The 19204-nt window shown below is 70.2% G+C and carries 18 protein-coding genes; 13 read left to right on the top strand and 5 right to left on the bottom strand.

Annotation, left to right across the window (positions count from 1 at the left end; all coding sequences use genetic code 11):
- Positions 1–73 precede the first annotated feature (73 nt).
- Positions 74–1774: an NPCBM/NEW2 domain-containing protein gene (locus tag F784_RS25085; RefSeq protein WP_019585102.1), complete on the bottom strand. Its 1701-nt coding sequence runs from the start codon at positions 1772–1774 to the stop codon at positions 74–76.
- A 181-nt stretch (positions 1775–1955) separates the two neighbouring features.
- Positions 1956–2756, bottom strand: a complete 801-nt coding sequence (locus F784_RS0102440) for an N-formylglutamate amidohydrolase (protein ID WP_019585103.1) — start codon at positions 2754–2756, stop codon at positions 1956–1958.
- An 84-nt stretch (positions 2757–2840) separates the two neighbouring features.
- Here F784_RS0102440 and recF point away from each other — a divergent pair, with 84 nt between their 5' ends.
- Together recF and F784_RS0102450 are read left to right on the top strand one after the other, a co-directional pair.
- Entirely contained in the window at positions 2841–3914 is a 1074-nt protein-coding gene (recF, locus tag F784_RS0102445) for a DNA replication/repair protein RecF (protein WP_019585104.1), read from the top strand.
- Complete coding sequence (locus tag F784_RS0102450; RefSeq protein WP_019585105.1) at positions 3911–4768, top strand: DciA family protein; 858 nt, start codon at positions 3911–3913, stop codon at positions 4766–4768. Before recF ends, F784_RS0102450 begins: the two co-directional genes overlap by 4 nt.
- Before the next feature lie 3 nt (positions 4769–4771).
- Here F784_RS0102450 and F784_RS0102455 read toward each other — a convergent pair whose 3' ends face one another.
- On the bottom strand, positions 4772–5968 hold the full coding sequence (locus tag F784_RS0102455) for a class I SAM-dependent methyltransferase (RefSeq protein WP_026332210.1): 1197 nt from the start codon (positions 5966–5968) through the stop codon (positions 4772–4774).
- A 149-nt stretch (positions 5969–6117) separates the two neighbouring features.
- Here F784_RS0102455 and F784_RS0102460 point away from each other — a divergent pair, with 149 nt between their 5' ends.
- The 4 genes from F784_RS0102460 to F784_RS0102475 all read left to right on the top strand — a co-directional run bounded on the left by F784_RS0102460 (position 6118) and on the right by F784_RS0102475 (position 8916).
- A complete protein-coding gene (locus tag F784_RS0102460; RefSeq protein WP_019585107.1) occupies positions 6118–7245 on the top strand; it encodes a ScyD/ScyE family protein in 1128 nt (375 codons plus the stop codon).
- Positions 7246–7292: 47 nt separating this feature from the next.
- Complete coding sequence (locus F784_RS22170; protein WP_019585108.1) at positions 7293–7967, top strand: ribonuclease HII; 675 nt, start codon at positions 7293–7295, stop codon at positions 7965–7967.
- 171 nt (positions 7968–8138) lie between these two features.
- Positions 8139–8357, top strand: a complete 219-nt coding sequence (locus F784_RS0102470) for a hypothetical protein (RefSeq protein ID WP_019585109.1) — start codon at positions 8139–8141, stop codon at positions 8355–8357.
- 10 nt (positions 8358–8367) lie between these two features.
- A complete protein-coding gene (locus F784_RS0102475) occupies positions 8368–8916 on the top strand; it encodes an MOSC domain-containing protein (protein ID WP_019585110.1) in 549 nt (182 codons plus the stop codon).
- On the opposite strand, the gene F784_RS0102480 is transcribed toward F784_RS0102475, so the two are convergent.
- A complete protein-coding gene (locus tag F784_RS0102480) occupies positions 8913–9731 on the bottom strand; it encodes a GNAT family N-acetyltransferase (protein ID WP_019585111.1) in 819 nt (272 codons plus the stop codon). The genes F784_RS0102475 and F784_RS0102480 overlap by 4 nt on opposite strands.
- Before the next feature lie 61 nt (positions 9732–9792).
- Here F784_RS0102480 and lepA point away from each other — a divergent pair, with 61 nt between their 5' ends.
- A complete protein-coding gene (gene lepA / locus F784_RS0102485) occupies positions 9793–11616 on the top strand; it encodes a translation elongation factor 4 (protein WP_019585112.1) in 1824 nt (607 codons plus the stop codon).
- A 69-nt stretch (positions 11617–11685) separates the two neighbouring features.
- Here the strand turns inward: lepA and F784_RS22175 are convergent, their stop codons facing one another.
- Entirely contained in the window at positions 11686–12651 is a 966-nt protein-coding gene (locus tag F784_RS22175) for a hypothetical protein (protein WP_019585113.1), read from the bottom strand.
- A 152-nt stretch (positions 12652–12803) separates the two neighbouring features.
- Here F784_RS22175 and F784_RS22180 point away from each other — a divergent pair, with 152 nt between their 5' ends.
- The 6 genes from F784_RS22180 (at position 12804) to murG (ending at position 19177) form a co-directional block, all read left to right on the top strand.
- On the top strand, positions 12804–13784 hold the full coding sequence (locus F784_RS22180) for an MBL fold metallo-hydrolase (RefSeq protein ID WP_019585114.1): 981 nt from the start codon (positions 12804–12806) through the stop codon (positions 13782–13784).
- A 216-nt stretch (positions 13785–14000) separates the two neighbouring features.
- Positions 14001–15053, top strand: coding sequence for a sensor histidine kinase (locus F784_RS0102500; RefSeq protein ID WP_019585115.1), 1053 nt, complete (start codon positions 14001–14003; stop codon positions 15051–15053).
- A complete protein-coding gene (locus F784_RS0102505) occupies positions 15050–15634 on the top strand; it encodes a response regulator transcription factor (RefSeq protein WP_019585116.1) in 585 nt (194 codons plus the stop codon). Before F784_RS0102500 ends, F784_RS0102505 begins: the two co-directional genes overlap by 4 nt.
- A gap of 394 nt (positions 15635–16028) precedes the next feature.
- Complete coding sequence (locus F784_RS0102510) at positions 16029–17207, top strand: pyridoxal phosphate-dependent aminotransferase (RefSeq protein ID WP_026332212.1); 1179 nt, start codon at positions 16029–16031, stop codon at positions 17205–17207.
- A 44-nt stretch (positions 17208–17251) separates the two neighbouring features.
- Complete coding sequence (locus F784_RS0102515; protein WP_019585118.1) at positions 17252–18010, top strand: AIM24 family protein; 759 nt, start codon at positions 17252–17254, stop codon at positions 18008–18010.
- A gap of 81 nt (positions 18011–18091) precedes the next feature.
- Positions 18092–19177, top strand: coding sequence for an undecaprenyldiphospho-muramoylpentapeptide beta-N-acetylglucosaminyltransferase (gene murG, locus F784_RS0102520; protein WP_026332213.1), 1086 nt, complete (start codon positions 18092–18094; stop codon positions 19175–19177).
- Positions 19178–19204 lie beyond the last annotated feature (27 nt).

A 19204-nucleotide genomic window follows, 5' to 3' on the forward strand; every position in this document is an offset into this window, starting at 1 on the left:
AGGAATGTGCCGGTATCCCATCCACACCAAAGGGCGGCCAGGTTACCCCAGCCGCCCCGTTCAACCCACTTGTTTAAGGCGCCGCCGTTCCCCCGTACCCCACCCCGTGGCGGGAGTACGCCTGCACCGGCTCCCCTCCCTGCACGTCCACCTGCAGGAAATAGCGGGTGTTGTCCAACTTCTTGACGATCTTGCGCGTCGCCACCTCGATGATATGCCCCGTCGAAATCTGCGCGTATTTCCCGTCCCGGGTGAAGTTCACCCACTTGGGCTGGTTGTTCGCGTCGTTCGGGTCGCGCACGTCGATGTCCGCGATCTGCTTCGGGGCCACACCCGGCAACCCGCTCACGTCGAAGATGTGGACGTAGCGGTTGTACGAGTCCAGCACCCACACCTCCTTCTCGTCGGGCGTCAGGGCGACCCCGTGGCTCTGCGTAACCGGCCAGGCGGCATCCTTCCAGGGGAAGCCCTGCACCGGCACGCTGTAGAGCTTCTTGCCCGTCGTCAGGTCCCCCACCTCGAAGCCCGAGAAGTGGTCCGGGTTGACAAAGGTCAGCGTCTCGGCATGGTTCACCGTGAAGGGCCGCAGGCCGGAGTTCGCCCCGCTCGTGAAGAAGGGGCCGACCTTCAAGGTCACCTTGTCGGTCGTCGTATCCGCCACGGTCAGGTAGTTGGAGGAGATGCTCGCCATGTACACCCGCTTGCCGCTCGCCCCGACGATGGTGTTGTGGGCGTTCTTGTACACGGGAATGCGGGTGATCTCGTTCCCGGTCGGCCCGTCGAGCACGAACCAGAAGTCGCCGCCCGCCTCCTCGCCGCTGCCCATATAGAGCTTCTGGCCGTCGGGGGTGATCGAGAGGCTGTCGATGGAGGGCGAATACTTGCGCGTCCAGAGCACGGTGTCCGTCTTGAGGTCATACGCCATGAGGTAGCCGAAGGTGGGCTGTCCGGCGTACTTGGGGTCCTTGCGGTCGCCCCAGTAGGGGATGTACAGCCGGTCGGTCACGGCGTTGGCCGCGATTCCCCGCAGGCCGTACATGCTGGGCATCGGAACGGTCTTGACCAGCGTGTATCCCTGGTCGATGTCGTATACCTTGATCGCCCGGTCCACTGCCACGTATTCCAGGTGGTGGGTGGTGGTGTCCACCGGGGGCGGGGTGGAGTCGCAATACACCCTGGGATCGGCCCAGTCGGCGTGGTCATAGCTGATGCCGTTTCCGGCGTCCGTGACCACCAGGCGCAATTCCTTCTTGCCGGTCACGCTGAGGTCCACCGTCTTCGTCAGGCTCGCGCCCGTCATGGTGCCCGAGTCGTAGGCTTTGACCCCATCGAGGTAGACCTGAAAGACGACGCTGCCGCGGTCGCCCACCTCGTCGTCCACCCCCACGGCTGCGGTAAAGCGCGTGCAGGAAACAGTGCTGCCGCCGGTCAGGCTGAACCGGAGTTCGCTGCCCGCATGGGTGCCGAAGCCCAGCGCGTAGGTCTTGCCATTCAGGGTGAGGGGCTTCCCGTCCCCGGCAGCCTGCTCGCCGTTGGAGCGGTTCTTCTCGGCGGGGCCCCAGCCGTTCTTGGCGTACAGGATGGGTTCGTACTGAAGGGTGTTCGTGCCCGCACCCAAGGTCTGCGGCTGCACCGAGCCGTCGGCGCGGTACTCCCACGGGTAACTCTGCCCGTTCGCGTAGGGGTCAGCCGATGGGCCCTCCCCGCAGGCGAACAGGAGCAGGGGAAGACTCAGGCAGGCGAGCGTACGGGTGAGACGCTGACGTGGGTGCATAGAACCTCCGGCCCCGGGACGCAGGGGGATGGGCACAGGCTTCGGGTCGAGTGTGGCATTTTCCACTCGACCCCGCGCCGCATATCCGGCAGCGGCCTTCATGAACAAGGGGGAGGACACCTCCGTTCCGGCACCGGGGGAAGAGCAGCACCGGCCCCGGCCGGGAAGGCGGCCCTGGCGGTTACCCCTCCACCAGCCCCAGCGCCGCGTCCGCAAAGCGCTCGAAGGCGTGGGCCAGGGCGCGAATGTCCCCCGGCCTCGGCTCGCCCGTCTCGGTCAGGTAGAGGGCCACGTTGATCTCCAGCCCGAAGGCGGGAATGCCAGTGCGGGCGTGGTGCCGGGCGCTGAGGGTGTCGGTCGTCCAGGGGTCGCCGACCGCGACATGGGTGAGGTCGCCCATCAGGACGGGGGCAAAGGCGTCCACGCAGGCGGCTTGCAGGGCGTCCCAGCGATCACGGGGAAAGGTGGGGGCGTCCTCGGCACCGAGCATCAAGGTGAGGGCCGGGCGGGGCGTTCCCGTGTCGGGGCCGAGCGCCGGGCCACGCGAAGCCATCGAGTGTCCCACGATCATCAGCCGGGCGCCCTCCAATTCCGCCCGCACCCCCGCGTCGAAAGCGTCCCAGATTCGCCGCAGCCGGGCCTCCCGCTTGGCCGGTGTCAGGACGAAGCCCCCCGGGTAGAGGGGGCGCCGGGCGAAGTCCATCAGCTTCACCACGCCGTTGTCGTCGGTGTCGTCGCGGTCGCGGTTGAGGTCCACGGCGAAGCGGCTCCAGGGCGCCTGCAGGAAACGCGCCCCCGGCACGGCGTAGATCAAATCCGTATAGGGATCACCCTCCATAAAGACGCGGTGCAGGAAGGCCGCCCGCTTCCCGGGGTCAAAGATCTCCTCGCCCAGCATGTCGCGCAGCACGTCGGCAGGAAGGGCCCCGGACGGGTGCGGCGTGAGGATGAGCAGGCGGTCGCGGTCGGTGGCCTCGGGCATGGGGCGAGGATAAGGGGGCAGGGGACGCCGGGACCTTCATCCAACTGAGGCCCACGCACCCCCGCGCCGCCCCCCGACGGTAGAATGATGGGTGTGCAGCTCTCGTCGCTCTCCACCCTCAACTACCGGAACCTCGCGCCTGGCACGCTGACTTTCCCGGCGGGCGTGACGGGCGTGTTTGGGGAGAACGGGGCGGGCAAGACGAATCTGCTGGAGGCCGCGTACCTGGCCCTGACTGGCCTGACCGGGGTGACCCGGCTGGAGCAGCTCGTGCAGTCGGGCGAGCGCGAGGCGTACGTGCGGGCGGACGTGCAGCAGGGCGGCAGCCTCAGCATCCGGGAGGTGGGGTTGGGGCGCGGGCGGCGGCAGCTCAAGGTGGACGGGGTGCGGGTGCGGACGGGCGACCTGCCGGGCGGGAGCGCCGTGTGGATTCGCCCCGAGGACAGCGACCTCGTGTTCGGCCCCCCCGCCGGGCGACGGGCATACCTCGACGCGCTGCTCTCGCGGCTGAGCGCCCGCCACGGGCAGCAGCTCGCCCGCTACGACCGCACGGTGTCGCAGCGCAACGCCGCGCTCCGGGCCGGGGAGGACTGGGCGCTGCACGTCTGGGACGACGCGCTGGTGAAACTCGGGGCCGACATCATGCTCTTTCGCCGCCGCGCCCTGGGAAGGTTGGATGAACTCGCCCGTGAGGCGAACGCGGCACTGGGTAGCCTCAAGCCCCTGACGCTGACGCTCAGCGAGTCCACCACCCCCGAGACGTACGCGCAGGACCTCGCCTCCCGCCGCGCGGAGGAGTTGGCGCGCGGCGCGACCGTGACCGGCCCCCACCGCGACGACCTGACCCTGACGCTGGGCGAGTTCCCCGCCAGCGAGTACGCCAGCCGGGGCGAGGGGCGCACGATTGCCCTCGCGCTGCGCCGCGCCGAGCTGGAACTGCTCTCCGAGAAGTTCGAGGAAAAACCGATCCTGCTGATCGACGACTTCACGGCGGAACTCGACCCGGGGCGGCGCGGCTTCCTGCTCGACCTGGCGGCCAGCGTCCCGCAGGCCATCGTGACGGGGACCGAGCGGGCGCCGGGCGCGGTGCTGACGCTGCGGGCACACGCGGGCCGCTTCACGGCGGAGACGCCCGCCGCGCTGGAGGTGGGGGCGTGAGCCGGGCCCGCCGCACCGGGGACACCCGCAGTGTCTCCGAGCTGCTGGGCGCGACGCTGGGCACGGCCCGGCTGGCGAAGGGCGTGCAGCGGGCCCGCGCGATCCTCGCCTGGCCTCAGGCGGTGGGGCCGGAGATCGCGCGGATGACCCGGCCGCGCTCGCAGCAGGGCGGGACCCTGTTCGTGGAGGTCCGCGACAGCGCCACCGCGCACCACCTCACCCTTCAGCGCCACCATTTCCTGAAGAGCCTGAATGCCCTGCTGGGCGAGGAGCGGGTGACCGAGATCCGCTTCAGCGTGGGCAGCGTCCGCGCGCCCGCGCCCGCCCCGCGGTTGAGCCCGCTGCCCGCCCCCGACCGTGCCCGCGCGCAGGACCTGGTGCGGAACGTGGACGGCGACCTGAAGGACGTGGCGCTGAGGGCTGCCGAGGCGATCACCCGCGCCCGCAAGTGGCGCGAGGCCCAGGGCTGGCGCCCCTGCCCGGTCTGCGGGGAGGCGAGCAAGGAGCAGCCCTGCCGCGCCTGCGCCCTCACGCTGGAGGACCCCAACGTGCGGCGGGCAGCCCGGGGCCTCACCCGCGCACCCGAGCGCCTGGCCGCCCTGCCCGCGGGGCTGGGGGACAGCGGGGCGAATGCTGCCCGGTATATCGCCCTGGGCCTGCTCGGCGAGCAGCTCGACCTCCTCGCGCTCGAATGCGTCCGCAGCGGCGGCGAGGAGGGCTACCGCGCCTTCCTTGCCCAGCAGGCCGAGGTGTTCCTCTCGCTGACGCACCGCAGGCCCCGCAGCGCCCTGAGGCGCGAGGACCGCTCAGCCCTGCCCGAGCGGGTGCGGCACGTGCTGGGGGCGGGTCGGTAGGCCTCAGCCCGCCCGCGTCACCGCCAGCACCTTGAAGCCCCCCTCGCGCCGCAACTCACGCACCTCGCCGAGGGCGCGCAGCGGCAACTCGTAGGGCAGGGGCTCGTTGGCGACGAGGTAGAGGGTGCCGCCCGGATTCAGGCGCCGCCCCGCCGCCGCGATGAATTCGCGCGCCACATCGAGCACCACGCCACGCCCGACGTGAAAGGGCGGGTTGGTGAGAATCACGTCGAAGGTTCGCTCGCCCAGCGCGGCGTCCACGTCGCTGTGGAAAACGTCCGCGGTCAACCCGCTGGCGGCGAGCGTCGCCCGCGCGCTGCGGACACTCTGGAGGTCGCCGTCCACCAGCGTGACCTCCGCGCCCCGGCGGGCGGCCCAGGCCCCGATCAGGCCGGTGCCGCAGCCCAGGTCGAGCACCCGCTTGCCGCTCAGGTCCGGGTTCTCGAGCGTCCCCAGGAGGATGGAGGTGGCCTTGTCCGGCCGGGCGGCACTGAACACGCCCGCCAGGCCCACCACCCGCACGCCGAACGCCTCGTAGCCCTCCGGCTCGGGGTAGGCCGGGGTGGGGCCGGGGCGGCGCACGAGCTTCGCCACCCGCATCCCCCCGTCGCGGGCGATGGTCTCCCCCGTGCCGAAGGCCTTTGCGGCGGCGCGCACGTACCGGTCGAAGCCCTTGTCCCGGTCCCCGGCCAGGTACAGGGTTCCGCCCGGCGGCGTGCAGGCGTGCGCCCAGGCGACCTGCGCGAGGGCATAGGCGTTACCCCGGTCCCCGGCCAGCACGAGCGCCACCGTCCGCGCCCGCTCGGGCCAGTGCTCCCGCAGGTCGTCCCCGGGCACCGCCGCCCCGGTGTCGAGCCCGGCCGCGTTCAGCACCGTCAGGGCCGCCGCCGACCCCTCCACCGCGCGCAGGGTCACACCGGGCAGGCGGCCCAGCAGGCCGCCCATTGCCGCCAGGTCGAGCACCTCGCCGCGCACCCGGTCCTTCCGCAGGGTCTGGGCGAGCAGGGCCTGCGCTGCGTCCACCCCGGGAAAACCGCGGACCCCCGGCTTGGTCAGGGCGTGCAGGTCTTCCAGGCGGGGGGGAAGCTGGGCGGGCCGCACGCCGAAGTATCCGCCCTCCCCGGCCGGGTCCGGCCCCCCCGGCGCGGGTGCGCGGGCCGGACGATTCAGTCTGATCTTCTGCTTGCTCCTGCCAGTCACGCCCCACCGTCTATCACAGGGCCGGGGAGCGGGTGAGAGGCGGCTCCACGCGCCTCACCCCCGCGGGAGTACCGTAGGGTTGGTCACAGTCGATGCCCAGGTCGTCCGGCCCGGCAGGAGGCTCACCTGCCGCTGGAAATGGAGGCGCTATGCACTGGTTCCCGCCCCGACAGTTCCGTCGCAGCCTGCCGCTCGCCGTCCTCGTCACTGCGGGCCTGCTTACGGGGTGTACCCGGACGGTCACCCAGATCGCCCTGCCCCAGGTCGTCGCCACCGGGCTCAACGGGCCGCAGGGCGTGCTCGTGACCGGGGACGGCACACTGTGGGTGACCGACGACGGCGTGGGGGGCACGACGACGTTCACGGCCGCGAACGGTCAGGGCGGAACCCTCGAGGGCAACTACGGCCCCAGCGCCCGAGTGATCCGCGTGACTCCGGACGGCACCCAGAGTGTGGTCGCTTCCACCCTCTCGGTCAACGTGCCCGGGATCGGCCCCAGCGGCGGGGGCAAGATCGCCGTGATCGGCAGCAACGTGTATATCGGGAACGCCGTCTGGAACGCCGGGTTCTCCGTCCCGCGTCCCGCGCAGGCCTCGGCGGTGCTGCGGATCGACGGGAGCGCGGCCACCGAGGTCGCCAACACCTTCGCCTTCGAGGCGGCCAACAACCCGGACAAGGTGCCCGAGAACCAGGGCGGCATCGACTCGCACACCTACGGGCTGGCCGCCGGGCCGGACGGACAGCTCTACGTCGCGGACGCCGGGGGCAACGACGTGCTGAAGGTCAACCCGTCCACCGGCCAGATCAGCCTGGTCGCCTCGCTGGCAGGCCGCACCGGGACGGGGCCGCAGTCGGTGCCCACCGGGATCGCCTTTGACAATGACGGAACGATGTACGTCTCGCTCCTGAGTGGCGGGCCCTTCCCCAGCGGGGCGGCGAAGGTCGTCAAGATCACGGGCGGGACGGTGAGCGACTTCGCCACCGGGATGACCATGCTGACCGACGTGGAGCGCGGGCCCGACGGCAACCTGTACGCGGTCTCGTTCGGGCGCTTCGATCCGGCGGCTGGCCCAGTTCCCTTCGTGGCGAACGTGGGGTCGGTGATCCGTCTCAAGGCCAACGGCGACAAGGAAACCGTTCTGAACGGCCTGAGCTACCCCACCTCCATCGCCTTCAATGCCGCCGGGGACGCTTACGTGGCCGAGAACGGCATCGGCCTGCCGGGCAGCGGTCGGGTCGTGCGCTACCCGGCCCTCACGGAGTACCCGGCGCAGTAGGCGGGCGGAGGGCGGGAGCATGGGGGCGAGGCTGCTACCTTGCCCCCATGCCCCCCCTTTCCGGCAATACGGCTGCCGTCACCCCCGACTGGGCCTTCGAGCGCGAACACTGGCGGCGCGGGTACTTCCGCGTGGCCGGGGTGGACGAGGCCGGACGCGGCGCGTGGGCTGGGCCGGTGACCGTCGCGGCGGTGATCCTGCCGGGGTTGGCGACCGAGTACCCCTTCCGGGATTCAAAGCAGCTCTCGGGAGCGCAGCGGGAGACGCTGGCGGCGCAGGTGCGGGGGGTGGCCGTCGCCTGGGCCGTCGAACACGCCTGGCCGGAGGAGATTGACCGGCTGAATATCCTGGGCGCGACTCACGCCGCCGCCTTACGGGCCCTGGCCCAACTGGACCCCCAGCCCCAGGCCCTGGTCACCGACTACCTGAAGCTGCGCACGCCGCTTCCCCTCAGTGCCCCGCCACGGGCCGACGCGCTGAGCTACTCCGTGGCGGCGGCTAGCCTGCTCGCCAAGACCGCACGCGACCGGATGATGACCGAGTTGGACGCCGAGTACCCCGGCTACGGCTTCGCGGCGCACAAGGGATACGGCGCCCCGGCCCACCGCGCCGCGCTGGAACGGCTGGGCGTCTCGGGGGTTCACCGCCGCAGCTTCGCCCCGATTGCCCGACTGCTGGCCGAACGCGAGGGCTCCCTCTTCCCCGTGGCCCAGGAGTCTTAAAGGCACGTTTATCCCCCGCTCCCCGGCCCCGAGTTGTCTCACATCCCGCAGAGTCGGCGGGCGGGCCAGGCCACAGTGAACCCATCTGTGCGGAAGGACCGCCTTGCGACGGGCAGGACGGCTTTCCGTGCCCACGTCGTGCCGGGAACATGGCCGACGAAGGAGGCGCCCATGAACCGCAACCTTGCCAACCTGCTGACGCTTGCCGGAATTGCCTCGATCCTGGGCTCCATCGTCATCTGGTCCACCCAGGGCGGGCGGGGCAGCACCGCCGAGGACCGCGCACACGGCGAACGCTTCGGCATCTTCGTCGGGCTGTGGGCGCCGACCTTCTTCATCCTCGCCAACCGCTACAACCGCGCCGCCCTGGAGGATCGGGAGACGGTATAACGGGCCGATCATGCGCCTGAGTGTCAGCGTCGAGGCCGTCTGCCGCAGTGAAGGCCACACCTTCAGCAAGACTGCCGCGCCGGAGATCGAACTCCTCTCGGGCGTGGGTGTGGCGGGCGACGCGCACGCGGGCGTGACCGTCAAGCATCGCTCGCGGGTCGCCCAGGACCCCCGTCAGCCCAACCTGCGCCAGGTCCACCTGCTCCACGCCGAACTGCTCGAAGACTTGCAGGCTCAGGGCTTTCGGGTAGGGCCGGGTGATCTGGGCGAGAACGTCACCACGCGTGGCGTGGACCTGCTGGGCCTGCCGGGCGGCACGCTGCTCTACCTGGGAGACACGGCGGTGGTGGAGGTCACGGGCCTGCGCAACCCCTGCGCCCAGATCGAGAACTTCCAGCCGGGCCTGCTCGCCGCCGTCCTGGGCCGCGACGAGCAGGGCAACCTGATTCGCAAGGCGGGCGTCATGGGCGTGGTCCGCCTGGGAGGGGTGGTGCGCCCGGGAGACGCCATCCGGGTGGACCTGCCCGAGGAACCGCATCAGCGGCTGGAGCGGGTTTAGGAGCCCGCGGGCGGCCTCTCCAGCGCGGTCTGCACCTCAGTCGGGCGGAAGCCCACGCGCTCGTACAGCCGCTGGGCGTGGTACTCGGGATCGGCCACGATCACCAGAGTCTGCGCCGCCAGATGGTTTTGCGCCCACTCCCCGGCAAAGTGGACGAGGTGACCGGCCAGGCCGCGCGAGCGCCACCCGGGGTGCGTCTCGACGTTCTGGTAGCGGGTCACCCCTCCGCCCGCGTCGTACACGCCCAGCCCCGCGAGCATCTGCTCCTCCAGGAAGGCCCCCAGGTACGCGCCGTGCCCGGCCTCCTGTGACGCCCGCAGCCCCGCCAGCTTCTGCACGGCGAAGGTACGGTAGCCCGCCTCCTCGAGGGGCCGCTCGTCGGACGCGTTCACCGCGAGGCGCAGGAGGAGGGCGGCGTCCCAGTCGGCGCCCGTTTCCAGGGGCCGCAGGGTCACTTCACCCGGCAGGGGCTTGGCGGGGGGGATAGTTCGCCCCGTGGTGAGCACCGTATTCCGGTCGAGGCGGAACCCAGCCGCCTGGAACTCGACCGCCGCGCCCGCCTCCCCGTCCGTCGTGTCGATCCCGAAGGTGATGTGGGCGGCGCCGGGGTGGGCCTCCCGGAAGCGGGCCAGCCAGTCCTCCAGGCTCCCGGGCCGCGGCGCCTCGTGCAGCAGCAGAAAATTTCCCCACCAGAAGGTTGGATTCGTCGGCGAGCGGACCATAGTGTAGGCGCCGCAGTCCTCCACCTGGGCGCCTTCCAGCACCCGCAGGGCGAGGTCGGTGTGGTACCCGAGGGATTGCGGCGTGTGGGGCATGCCCGGAGGGTAGCAGGGCTGCGTCCTATTCCCGCCGGGAGACCCCCGCTACACTGCCGGGGTGACCGAAGGGCCGACCGCCAACATCCGAAATTTTTCCATCATCGCCCACGTGGACCACGGCAAGTCCACGCTGGCCGACCGCATCCTGGAACGGCTGGGCGCGATGGGTGAGCGCGACAAGCGCGACCAGACCCTCGACACCCTGGAGCTGGAGCGCGAGCGCGGCATCACGATCAAATCCACGCCCATCCGCCTGAACTACCGGCGGCCTGTGCTGGCCGATGGAACAGGCGGCGAGGAGTACACCTTCAACCTGATTGACACCCCGGGCCACGTGGACTTCAACTACGAGGTCTCCCGCTCGCTTGCGGCCTGCGAGGGCGTGCTCCTCCTCGTGGACGCCTCGCAGGGGGTGGAGGCGCAGACCATCGTCAACGCCTACCTCGCCATCGACAACAACCTGGAGATCATCCCGGTCATCAACAAGATCGACCTGCCCGCCGCCGATCCCGAGGGCGCCGCGCAGGAGCTGGAGGAGGTCATCGGTATTCCCGCCGACGACGCCGTCTTCGCCTCCGGCAAGGCGGGCCTCGGCATCCCCGAGATCCTGGAGGCCATCGTCGAGCGCATCCCGCCGCCCCCCGGCGACCCTGAGGCGCCCCTCAAGGCCCTGATCTTCGACTCCTTCTACGACGCCTACCAGGGCGTGATCCTGTTCGTGCGGGTGCTGGAGGGAACGCTGACCCCCAAGCAGCCCATCATGCTCTTCTCGACGGGCAAGACCTTCGAGGTGGACAAGGTGGGCACCTTCTCCCCCGGCCTGGTCGTGGGCGAGTCACTCCCGGCGGGTGCGGTGGGCTGGGTCGCGGCGGGCATCAAGGACATTCACGACGCGCAGGTGGGCGACACCATTACGCAAAAGGACCGCCCCACCCCCGAGCCCTTCCCCGGCTTCAAGCCCGCGCAGCCCGTCGTTTTCAGTGGCCTCTACCCCACCGACACCGAGGACTACCGCAAGCTGCGCGACGCCCTGGAAAAGCTCAAGCTCAACGACGCGGCCTTCACCTTCGAGCCGGAAACGTCGGAGGCGCTGGGCTTCGGGTTCCGCTGCGGCTTCCTGGGCCTGCTGCACGCCGAGATCATCCAGGAGCGGCTGGAACGTGAGTACGACCTCGACCTGATCGCCACCGCACCCGCCGTGGTGTACCGGGTGACCCTCACGAACGGCGAGGTCTTCGAGACCCAGAACCCCGCCGAGTTCCCCACCCGCGACCGGATCAACAAGGTGGAGGAGCCGTACATCAAGCTTTCCATCATGCTGCCGGAGGATTACGTGGGGCCGGTGATGCAGCTTCTTCAGGAGCGCCGGGGCTCGATGGTCACCATGAACTACATCGGCAAGCGGGTGGAGCTGATCTACGAGGTGCCCTTCGCGGAAATCCTCTACGACTTCCACGACCGCCTGAAGTCCATCTCGCGCGGGTACGCCAGCATGGACTACGAGCAGATCGGCTACCGCGAGGGCGAACTCCGCAAGGTGGACATCGTGGTGAACAACGAGGTCGTCGACGCGCTCGCGGTCATCGTCCACGAGGACAAGGCGTATTCCCTGGGCCGCAAGATCGTGGACAAGATGGCCGAGGTGATCCCGAGGCAGATGTTCCCCGTGCCCGTACAGGCGACCATCGGCGGCAAGATCATCGCCCGCGCGACGGTGAAGGCGTACCGCAAGGACGTCCTTGCCAAGTGCTACGGCGGCGACATCACCCGCAAGAAGAAGCTGCTGGAAAAGCAGAAGAAGGGCCGCGCCCGCATGAAGCAGATCGGCACGGTGGAGGTGCCGCAGGAGGCCTTCCTGGCGGTGCTGAGCACGGAGGAGTAGGTAGAGGGAGGACGAACAGCCCTGGCGGTTGTCGGGGCTGTTCGCGTTTGTTTAGGCAGCGCGGATGGATCAGCCGTCGCCCCAGATAGTGCAGACCCGCTCGCTCCCCAAGCCGCTCACGAAAAGCCGCTCCTTGGCGTTGCCCAACAGGCGCTGCGTCCAGTCCACCTCCCCGCCGTCCGCGAGGAAATACTCGTGTTCATTGGCCTGTCCGTAGAGGTGAAAGCAGAGCCCCGGGTAGTACCTCCGCCCGTGGGTGCGCCCGGGATCGGGCTGGGCAGTGACGCCTTCAAACGACGCCCGGAGCGAGGCGAGAACCGCCTCCACCTCCCGCTCACGGTCGCGTCCTGAAAAATCGCTGATGGTCACCCGTAGGGGCACCTCCGACCCGAGGAAGGCGCGCAGGGCCGTGAGATGAACGCGCAGGTGGGTTTCCAGTGCTCCCAGTTCGAAAGTGCTCCCGCTTCCAGCCCGCCCGGCGCTCACCAGGGCGAAGAGGGCGAAGTGCGCCGAGCGGGTGGGGTCGCCGGAGAACTGGGGCCGGAGCAGGCGGTGGGAGGCGGCGAGGTGGACGGCCTGCGCTGAGCGCGCGTCCTGCCGCAGGAGTTGCCTCCGCCTCGATGCCGCCTCCAGCGCCAGGACGTTCGTGGCGTCCGAGACGACCTCCGTGCCCCGGCTCGTCGTCACTGCCCAGTCCTGATGCACTCCCGCGACGACGGAACTTGTGCCCAGGGGACAGACGGGGGACAGCGCCACCGCCTCGAAACTGGCGGGCAGGCTTGTCAGGGCCACCCGCTCCCAGTCGAGCAGCCGTGCGGGCGCCACTCCCGACGGGCGGACGAAGCGGTCCCGCTCGTACTGGGCGAGCACCTGCGCGGGCGTGCGGTCCGCGGCCCGGCGGCGGGACATCTCCAGCAGCAGGGAGGCCAGGTCGGCGGGCGTGAGGCGCTCGGCCAGCAAGGCAGCCAGCCCCGGCACCCCCGTCTCACGTTCGATCCGCTCGGTGATGCGGCTGGCCAGTTCGGGGGCTCCCATCCCGGGAGTTTAGCGGCGTGTGTGGTCCGGCTCATCCTCGCGGACCTCCCATTTAAACCCGGGTTAGGGCAGGCACCGACGCCTCCTCATCCCGGCTGCCTAGCGTGTGAGAAACCCTCCGTCCCCCTCACCCGCCCGAAAGGACGTCCGCCATGACCCAGCCCTTCGAGTCGCACCCCGACCGCCCCCTCACCAAGAGCGTCGAGCAGATTCGCCCGCCCGGCCCCCCCGTCTCGACCTTCGGCGGCACGCAGGTGCTGCGGCCCGACGTGGTGCGGGTGCGGCTGCCGCTGGTGAATGTCTACCTGCTGGGCCTGCCCGGTGAGGACTGGGTGCTGGTGGACGCGGGCATGCCGATGACGGCGGGACTGATCCGCGCGGCGGCGGACAAATACCACGCGGGCAGGCCGCCCTCCGCCATCGTGCTGACGCACGGGCACCTTGACCATATCGGGGCGCTGCACGAGTTGCTCGCCGAGTGGCAGGTGCCCGTCTACGCCCATCCACTGGAGCTGCCCCACCTCACCGGGCAGGTCGCCTATCCCTTCCCCGACCCGACGGTGGGCGGCGTGATGAGTATGCTCTCGCCCGCCTTCGTACCCGGCCCCTTCGACTTCCGGCCTCACGTGCGTGCGCTCCCCTCGGCGGGAGAAGTCCCCTTCCTCCCCGGCTGGCGCTGGCTGCACACGCCGGGCCACAGCGTGGGGCACGTGTCGCTGTGGCGCGACTCGGACCGCACGCTGATCGCCGGGGACGCCTTCGTGACGACCAAGCAGGAGTCCGCGGTGGGGGCGCTGACCCTGCAACCGACCGTCGTTCACCGCCCGCCCGCGTACTACACACCGAACTGGGACGCGGCGCGGGAATCGGTGCGCCTCCTTGCGGCGCTGAATCCCGCCCTGGCCGCCACCGGGCACGGCCACCCGATGACCGAGGAGCAGATGGACCTGAACCTCCAGCGCCTGGCCCGCAACTTCGACGACGCGGCGCGGCCCCTGCGCGGGTGGTATCTGAACCGACCGGTGCCGGTCGCGCTCCCGCAGGCGGGGACACCCGATCCCCTCAAGCGGATCGTTCTGGGCGCGCTCGCCGCCGTCGGCGTCTTCCTGTTGCTGGACCGCGTGCGGCGCTGATTCCATGTCATCGGGCCGCCTCCGCGGTTAAGAGGCAGAAGGGGGAGCACGGCAGAGGGCAGCCGTCTCCCCCTTGTCCTGTGGCGAGGAGGAACCGTCATGGCCACCAGCCCCTCCAGCACGCCTCTTTGCTGGCGCGCTCTGTCGCCGCGGGTGTGGGGTTTCTGTTAGAAGCCGCCTCCTACACTCCGGGACGTGAACGGAGGTGAAGCCCAGGTGAGTGCCCCCCGCCCCACCCAGCGGGGAGGGCAGCAGGGAACCCTGCGGACCCAGTTCACGCTGATCATCTTTCTGCTGGCGTTCCTGCCCAACCTGGCGCTGACGCTGCCCGCGCGCCACGACGTGTCGATCCTCACGCTCGTGACGTGGATGGTGGTCGTCGCCGCGCTGTGCGCGCTGATCGGCTACCTGCTCAGCGGGGTGCTGCTGCGGCCCCTCAGCCGCCTGGAGGCGGAGGTGCAGCGGGGCGACTTCGCGCAGCCGCACCGCGACGACCCCGGCGAAATCCTCGCCCTGCGCGGGGCCTTTGCTGATCTGCTGGGGCGGCTCTCGACCGAGCAGGGCCGCCGCAACGCCTTTATGGCGACCCTCGTTCACGACCTCAAGACGCCGCTGATTGCCACCGGGCACCTCACGCGCGTCCTGACCGAGCATCCCCTCCCCGACGCCGAGCGGCGCGAGGTGGGTGCGCAGATCCTCGCCGAGAACGCCCGGCTGCTGGCGCTCGTCGGGCAGATGGCCGACGCGCACCGCTTCGAGCGCGAGGAGGTGCGCGTGCAGCCCCAGCCCACCGATCTGCGGGCCCTCGTGGAGGGGGTGGCCCGCCGACTGGGTCCCCAGGCTCACGGCCTGACACTGCAGGTGATGGGCCAGGGCCAGGCGCCCACCGACGCACCCGTGCTGGAGCGGGCCGTGGGCAACCTCGCCGAGAATGCCCTGCGCTACGCCCGCCATGAGGTGACCCTGGCCGTCACTCCCGCCGGGGTGGAGGTGCGCGACGACGGTCCCGGCCTGTGCGCCCCCCTCTCGGAACTCGCGCAGCCCTTCAACGCCCAGCCCGCCACCATCGCCGGGCAGCAGTACACCGCCGGAACGACCGGGCTGGGCCTCTTCATCGCCCGCCGCATCGCGGAAGCGCACGGCGGCAGCCTCACATACCGCCGCACTCCGCCCGCACCCCCCGACCCGTCCTCCCCGACTCCTCCTTCCCCCCCGGCCTCTTCCCCCCAGTCCGTCTTCACCCTGCATCTCCCGGAGGTGACCCCTTGAAACTCGTGATCGCCGATGACCACCCCCTTTTCCGCATGGGTCTGAAATACGCCCTGCTGCACCAGGGGTTCGACGTGGTGGCCGAGGCCGCCGACGGCGTCCAGGCCCTCGCCGCCTGCCGCACCCACCAGCCGGACGCCGCCCTGCTTGACGTGAAGATGCCCGGCCTGACCGGTGTGGAGGTCTGCGAGCGGCTGCGCCTGACCCATCCCCGGATCGCCAGCGTCCTGATCACCACCTTCGCCGAGCCCGCCATCGTGCAGGCCGCACGGCTGGCCGGGGCGCGCGGCTACGTCAGCAAGGAGACGGACCCCGAGAGCCTGGCCCGGCAGATCCGCGAGATCGTGGCCCACCCCGAGATCGACCGCCTGCCCCAGGTCGACGTGCCCCGCCTGACCCCCCGCGAGTCCGAGGTGCTGCCCCTGCTCGCCCAGGGCTTCTCCAACAAGGAGATCGCCAAGAACCTCGGCGTGAGCCCCGACACGGTGAAGGACCACCTCGCCCGCCTGTACGCCAAGCTCGACGCGGGGGACCGCACCGAGGCGGTGAGCCGCGCGAGGACCATTGGGCTTCTGGATTGACAAGGCAGAGTGGAAAGGTCAGGGGCAGCCATAAAAGCTGCCTCTTCGCCTTTTTGAGGTGCAGGCCGCCCATCTGGGAACCCAAGCAGCGTCCCCGCCGACAGTTCAAGGGTGAGCGAACTGCGGGTATCCCTGCGCGTCGTCCTCGAGGTTGACGACCCCCGTCAGGTGCATGTTTTCGAGGAATGGACCCAGAGTTCGGGACTGGACGTTGGCGGCCCGAAAGACGAGGGCTGTGGATGCTGCGTCAACATCTGCCAGTTCTCCGTTCCGTAAGACGGGGCTTCACACCTCGACAGGCTGCTCAGAGAAGTGGGCGCCGGGTTCAGGATCTTGAGGACACGCCCTAGCCCGGCCTCTCCCCTCCCCCACCCTGGCCCTGTACCCTCAGCCCATGAGCGCGCCTTCTGCCCCGTCCCCCTTCCGCCTGTCCGAGCGTGCCCGGAGCCTCAAGCCCTCGGCGACGGTGGCAGTCTCGTCGCGGGCGCTCGAACTGAGGCGGGCGGGCGTGGACGTGATCAGCATGAGCGTGGGCGAGCCGGACTTTGACACGCCGCCCCACATCAAGGCCGCCGCTATCCGGGCCATCGAAAGTGGGAAGACGAAATACACCGCTGTGAACGGTATCCCCGAGCTGCGGGAAGCGATTAGCGCCAAGTTCGCGCGGGAGAACAGCCTGGAGTACGCGCCGAGCGACGTGACGGTCACCAGCGGGGGCAAACAGGCCCTCTTCAACGCCTTTTTCGCGCTGCTGAACCCCGGCGACGAGGTGCTGATCCCCGCCCCGTACTGGGTGAGCTACCCGGAGATGGTGGCGCTGACGGGCGCGGTGCCGGTGCCCGTGCCGACCACGCCGGAGTCGGGCTTCATCCTTGACCCGGAGGAGTTGGAGGTCCGGGTCACGCCGCGGACTCGCATGATCGTGCTCAACAGCCCCGGCAACCCGACGGGCGCCGTGTTCCCCACCGAGGTGCTGGAGGCCGTGGCGGGGGTCGCCCAGCGCCACAATCTCGTGATCGTAACGGACGAGATGTACGAGCATCTGGTGTACGACGCCGAGCAGGTCAGCATCGGGCGGTACGCACCGGAGCATACGCTCACGGTGAACGGGGCGAGCAAGGCCTACGCGATGACGGGCTGGCGCATCGGGTACGCGGGGGGCCCGAAGGCGGTGATCGCCGCGATGAACGCCTTCCAGTCGCAGAGCACGAGCAACGCGAGCAGCGTGAGTCAGTACGCCGCGCTGGCCGCCCTGAACGAGTACGAGGAGACGGCGCGGTTTATCGAAATGGCCCGGCGCGCTTACCGCGAGCGGCGCGACCGAATCGTGGCCGGATTGAACGGACTCGGCCTGCCCACGCCCACTCCACAGGGCGCCTTTTACGTGATGACAGACACCGCCCGCCTCCATCCCGACGAGCTGGAAGCCGCCCGCCTCCTGCTCGACGAGGCGCGGGTCGCCGTGGTGCCCGGCACCGACTTCGCCGCGCCCGGCCAGGTGCGCCTGAGCTACGCGACCAGCCTGGAGCAGGTCGAGGAAATGCTGCGCCGGATCGGGGCCGTGATGAGCTGAGGGTACCTGGAAACCTATTTCATCCTCCCCCCGTATTGGGGAGCATGACGAATCCTGACGGCAGTTACAGTCTCCGCGACTTCCTGGCCCAGACCGCCGAGCGCGACCAGCCCGGCGAGGTGTTCGAGCTGGAGAGCTCCAAGATGCTGGAGGTCAAGGTCAATGGCCGCATCTGGAGCAAGCTGGGCGCGATGGTGGCGTACAAGGGCAACCTCTCCTTCCGGCGCGAGGGAACGCTGGAGGGCGGCCTGATGAAGGCCCTCAAGCGCGCCGTGAGCCAGGAGATGAGCCCGCTCGCCAAGATCGAGGGCCGGGGCGTGGCGTACCTGGCCGACCAGGGCAAGGAGGTGCAGATTCTGCGCCTCTCGGGCGACAGCCTGAACGTGAACGGCAACGATCTGCTCGCCTTCGAGGACAGTGTGAACTACGACATCACCATGCACCGCCGGGTGGCGGGAATGGCGGCAGGCGGGCTCTTCAGCGTGCGGCTTCAGGGCAACGGGCTGGTTGCCATCCTCAGCCACGGCAAGCCGCTGACGCTGCGGGTCACCCACAACGAGCCGATCTTCACCGACCCGAATGCGACGGTCGCCTGGAGCGGAAACCTCCAGCCGCAACTCCGCATGGACGCCAGCCTGAGGAGCATCTTCGGGCGCGGCGGCGGCGAGACGTACCAGATGGTCTTCCAGGGTGACGGCTTCGTGGTCGTGCAACCCTACGAGGAGTTCGAGCAGGGCCTGGGTGGGGACAGTGACAGCCACGGCGGCGGCATCGGGCGCAGCATCGGGGACCTGTTCGACTGAGAAGTCAGCCTTCAGCCGTCAGAGAGGTGCTGGCGGCTTTTCCCGGCTCCTCGTCCCGCCCCACGCTCTACACTCCCCCGGATGAGTCTGGTCGTCATGGCAACGGGAGGCACGGGGGGGCACATCTACCCGGCGGTCGCAACAGCGCGCGAGCTGATGGCGCGCGGGCACGAGGCGCTGCTGCTGGGGCAGCGGGGCGGGATGGAGGAGCGGGTCGCGGCCGAGCAGGGCCTGCCGTTTCAGGGCGTGGAGGCCGGGAAGCTCGCGCGTAGCGGGCAGGGCCGACCGGACCCGCGTGAGCTGCTGCGGGCGGTGCGGGGCGTGGCGGAGGCTCGCACCTTCCTGAGCCAGACCCGGCCCGGAGCGGTCGTGGGCTTCGGGGGCTTTGCCAGCTTGCCCGGAGTTCTGGCCGCGCAGAGCTTGGGCCTGCCCACCGTCCTGCACGAACAGAACGCGCGGCTGGGCCTGACGCAGCGGCTGGCGGCGGGGCGTGCGCGGGCGGTCGGAACCGCGTACCCAAAGGTCATCGGGCTGCCGGAAGACAAGGCGACGATGGTCGGGATGCCGGTGCGGGAGGAGCGGCTGCCTCGGGCGGAGGCGCTGGCGCGGCTGGGGTTGCGCGACGGGCCCCTCACCCTGCTGGTCATGGGCGGCTCGCAGGGGTCGCTGGCGCTGAACAACGGGGTGCCGGATGTGTTGCGGGAAGTGTTGGGGGAAGCAGGAACCTCTCCCGAAGGTTCCGTCCAGGTCCTCCATTCCACCGGCCCCCGCTGGTTGGAGGAAGTTGCTCCCCGTGTGGCAGACCTCCCCTGGTATCACGCCGTCGGCTACACGGACGCAGTCGCGGCGTGGTCGGCCTCGGACCTGGCGATCACCCGGGCGGGGACGGGCACGCTGGCTGAAGCCGCCTTTCACGGTGTCCCGCTCGTCATGGTGCCGCTGCCCGAGTCGGCGGAGAACCACCAGCTCCACAACGCGCTCAGTGTGCAGGAGGCGGGAGCGGGGCGGGTGGTTGAGCAGACGGCGCTGGCCGGGCAGTTGGGGGAGGCGGTGCTAGAGTGTGCGGCGGCGGGCATGCGCGCCTTGATGCGGGAGGCGGCCCTGGGGCGCTCCCCGGCGGGCGCGGCGGGCCGCTTCGCCGATCTGGTGGAGCGGCACCTGCGCTAGCTGCGTGCGCCCCGAACCTTTCCCACC

The sequence above is a fragment of the Deinococcus apachensis DSM 19763 genome (assembly GCF_000381345.1).
GTDB lineage: Bacteria > Deinococcota > Deinococci > Deinococcales > Deinococcaceae > Deinococcus > Deinococcus apachensis.

Coding starts and splice junctions, on each gene's coding strand:
- F784_RS0102510 (WP_026332212.1), top strand. CDS start 16,029: ATGAGCGCGCCTTCTGCCCCGTCCCCCTTCCGCCTGTCCGAGCGTGCC.
- F784_RS0102460 (WP_019585107.1), top strand. CDS start 6,118: ATGCACTGGTTCCCGCCCCGACAGTTCCGTCGCAGCCTGCCGCTCGCC.
- F784_RS22170 (WP_019585108.1), top strand. CDS start 7,293: ATGCCCCCCCTTTCCGGCAATACGGCTGCCGTCACCCCCGACTGGGCC.
- F784_RS0102470 (WP_019585109.1), top strand. CDS start 8,139: ATGAACCGCAACCTTGCCAACCTGCTGACGCTTGCCGGAATTGCCTCG.
- F784_RS25085 (WP_019585102.1), bottom strand. CDS start 1,774: ATGCACCCACGTCAGCGTCTCACCCGTACGCTCGCCTGCCTGAGTCTT.
- F784_RS22180 (WP_019585114.1), top strand. CDS start 12,804: ATGACCCAGCCCTTCGAGTCGCACCCCGACCGCCCCCTCACCAAGAGC.
- F784_RS0102515 (WP_019585118.1), top strand. CDS start 17,252: ATGACGAATCCTGACGGCAGTTACAGTCTCCGCGACTTCCTGGCCCAG.
- F784_RS0102475 (WP_019585110.1), top strand. CDS start 8,368: ATGCGCCTGAGTGTCAGCGTCGAGGCCGTCTGCCGCAGTGAAGGCCAC.
- F784_RS22175 (WP_019585113.1), bottom strand. CDS start 12,651: ATGGGAGCCCCCGAACTGGCCAGCCGCATCACCGAGCGGATCGAACGT.
- F784_RS0102440 (WP_019585103.1), bottom strand. CDS start 2,756: ATGCCCGAGGCCACCGACCGCGACCGCCTGCTCATCCTCACGCCGCAC.
- F784_RS0102480 (WP_019585111.1), bottom strand. CDS start 9,731: ATGCCCCACACGCCGCAATCCCTCGGGTACCACACCGACCTCGCCCTG.
- murG (WP_026332213.1), top strand. CDS start 18,092: ATGAGTCTGGTCGTCATGGCAACGGGAGGCACGGGGGGGCACATCTAC.
- recF (WP_019585104.1), top strand. CDS start 2,841: ATGATGGGTGTGCAGCTCTCGTCGCTCTCCACCCTCAACTACCGGAAC.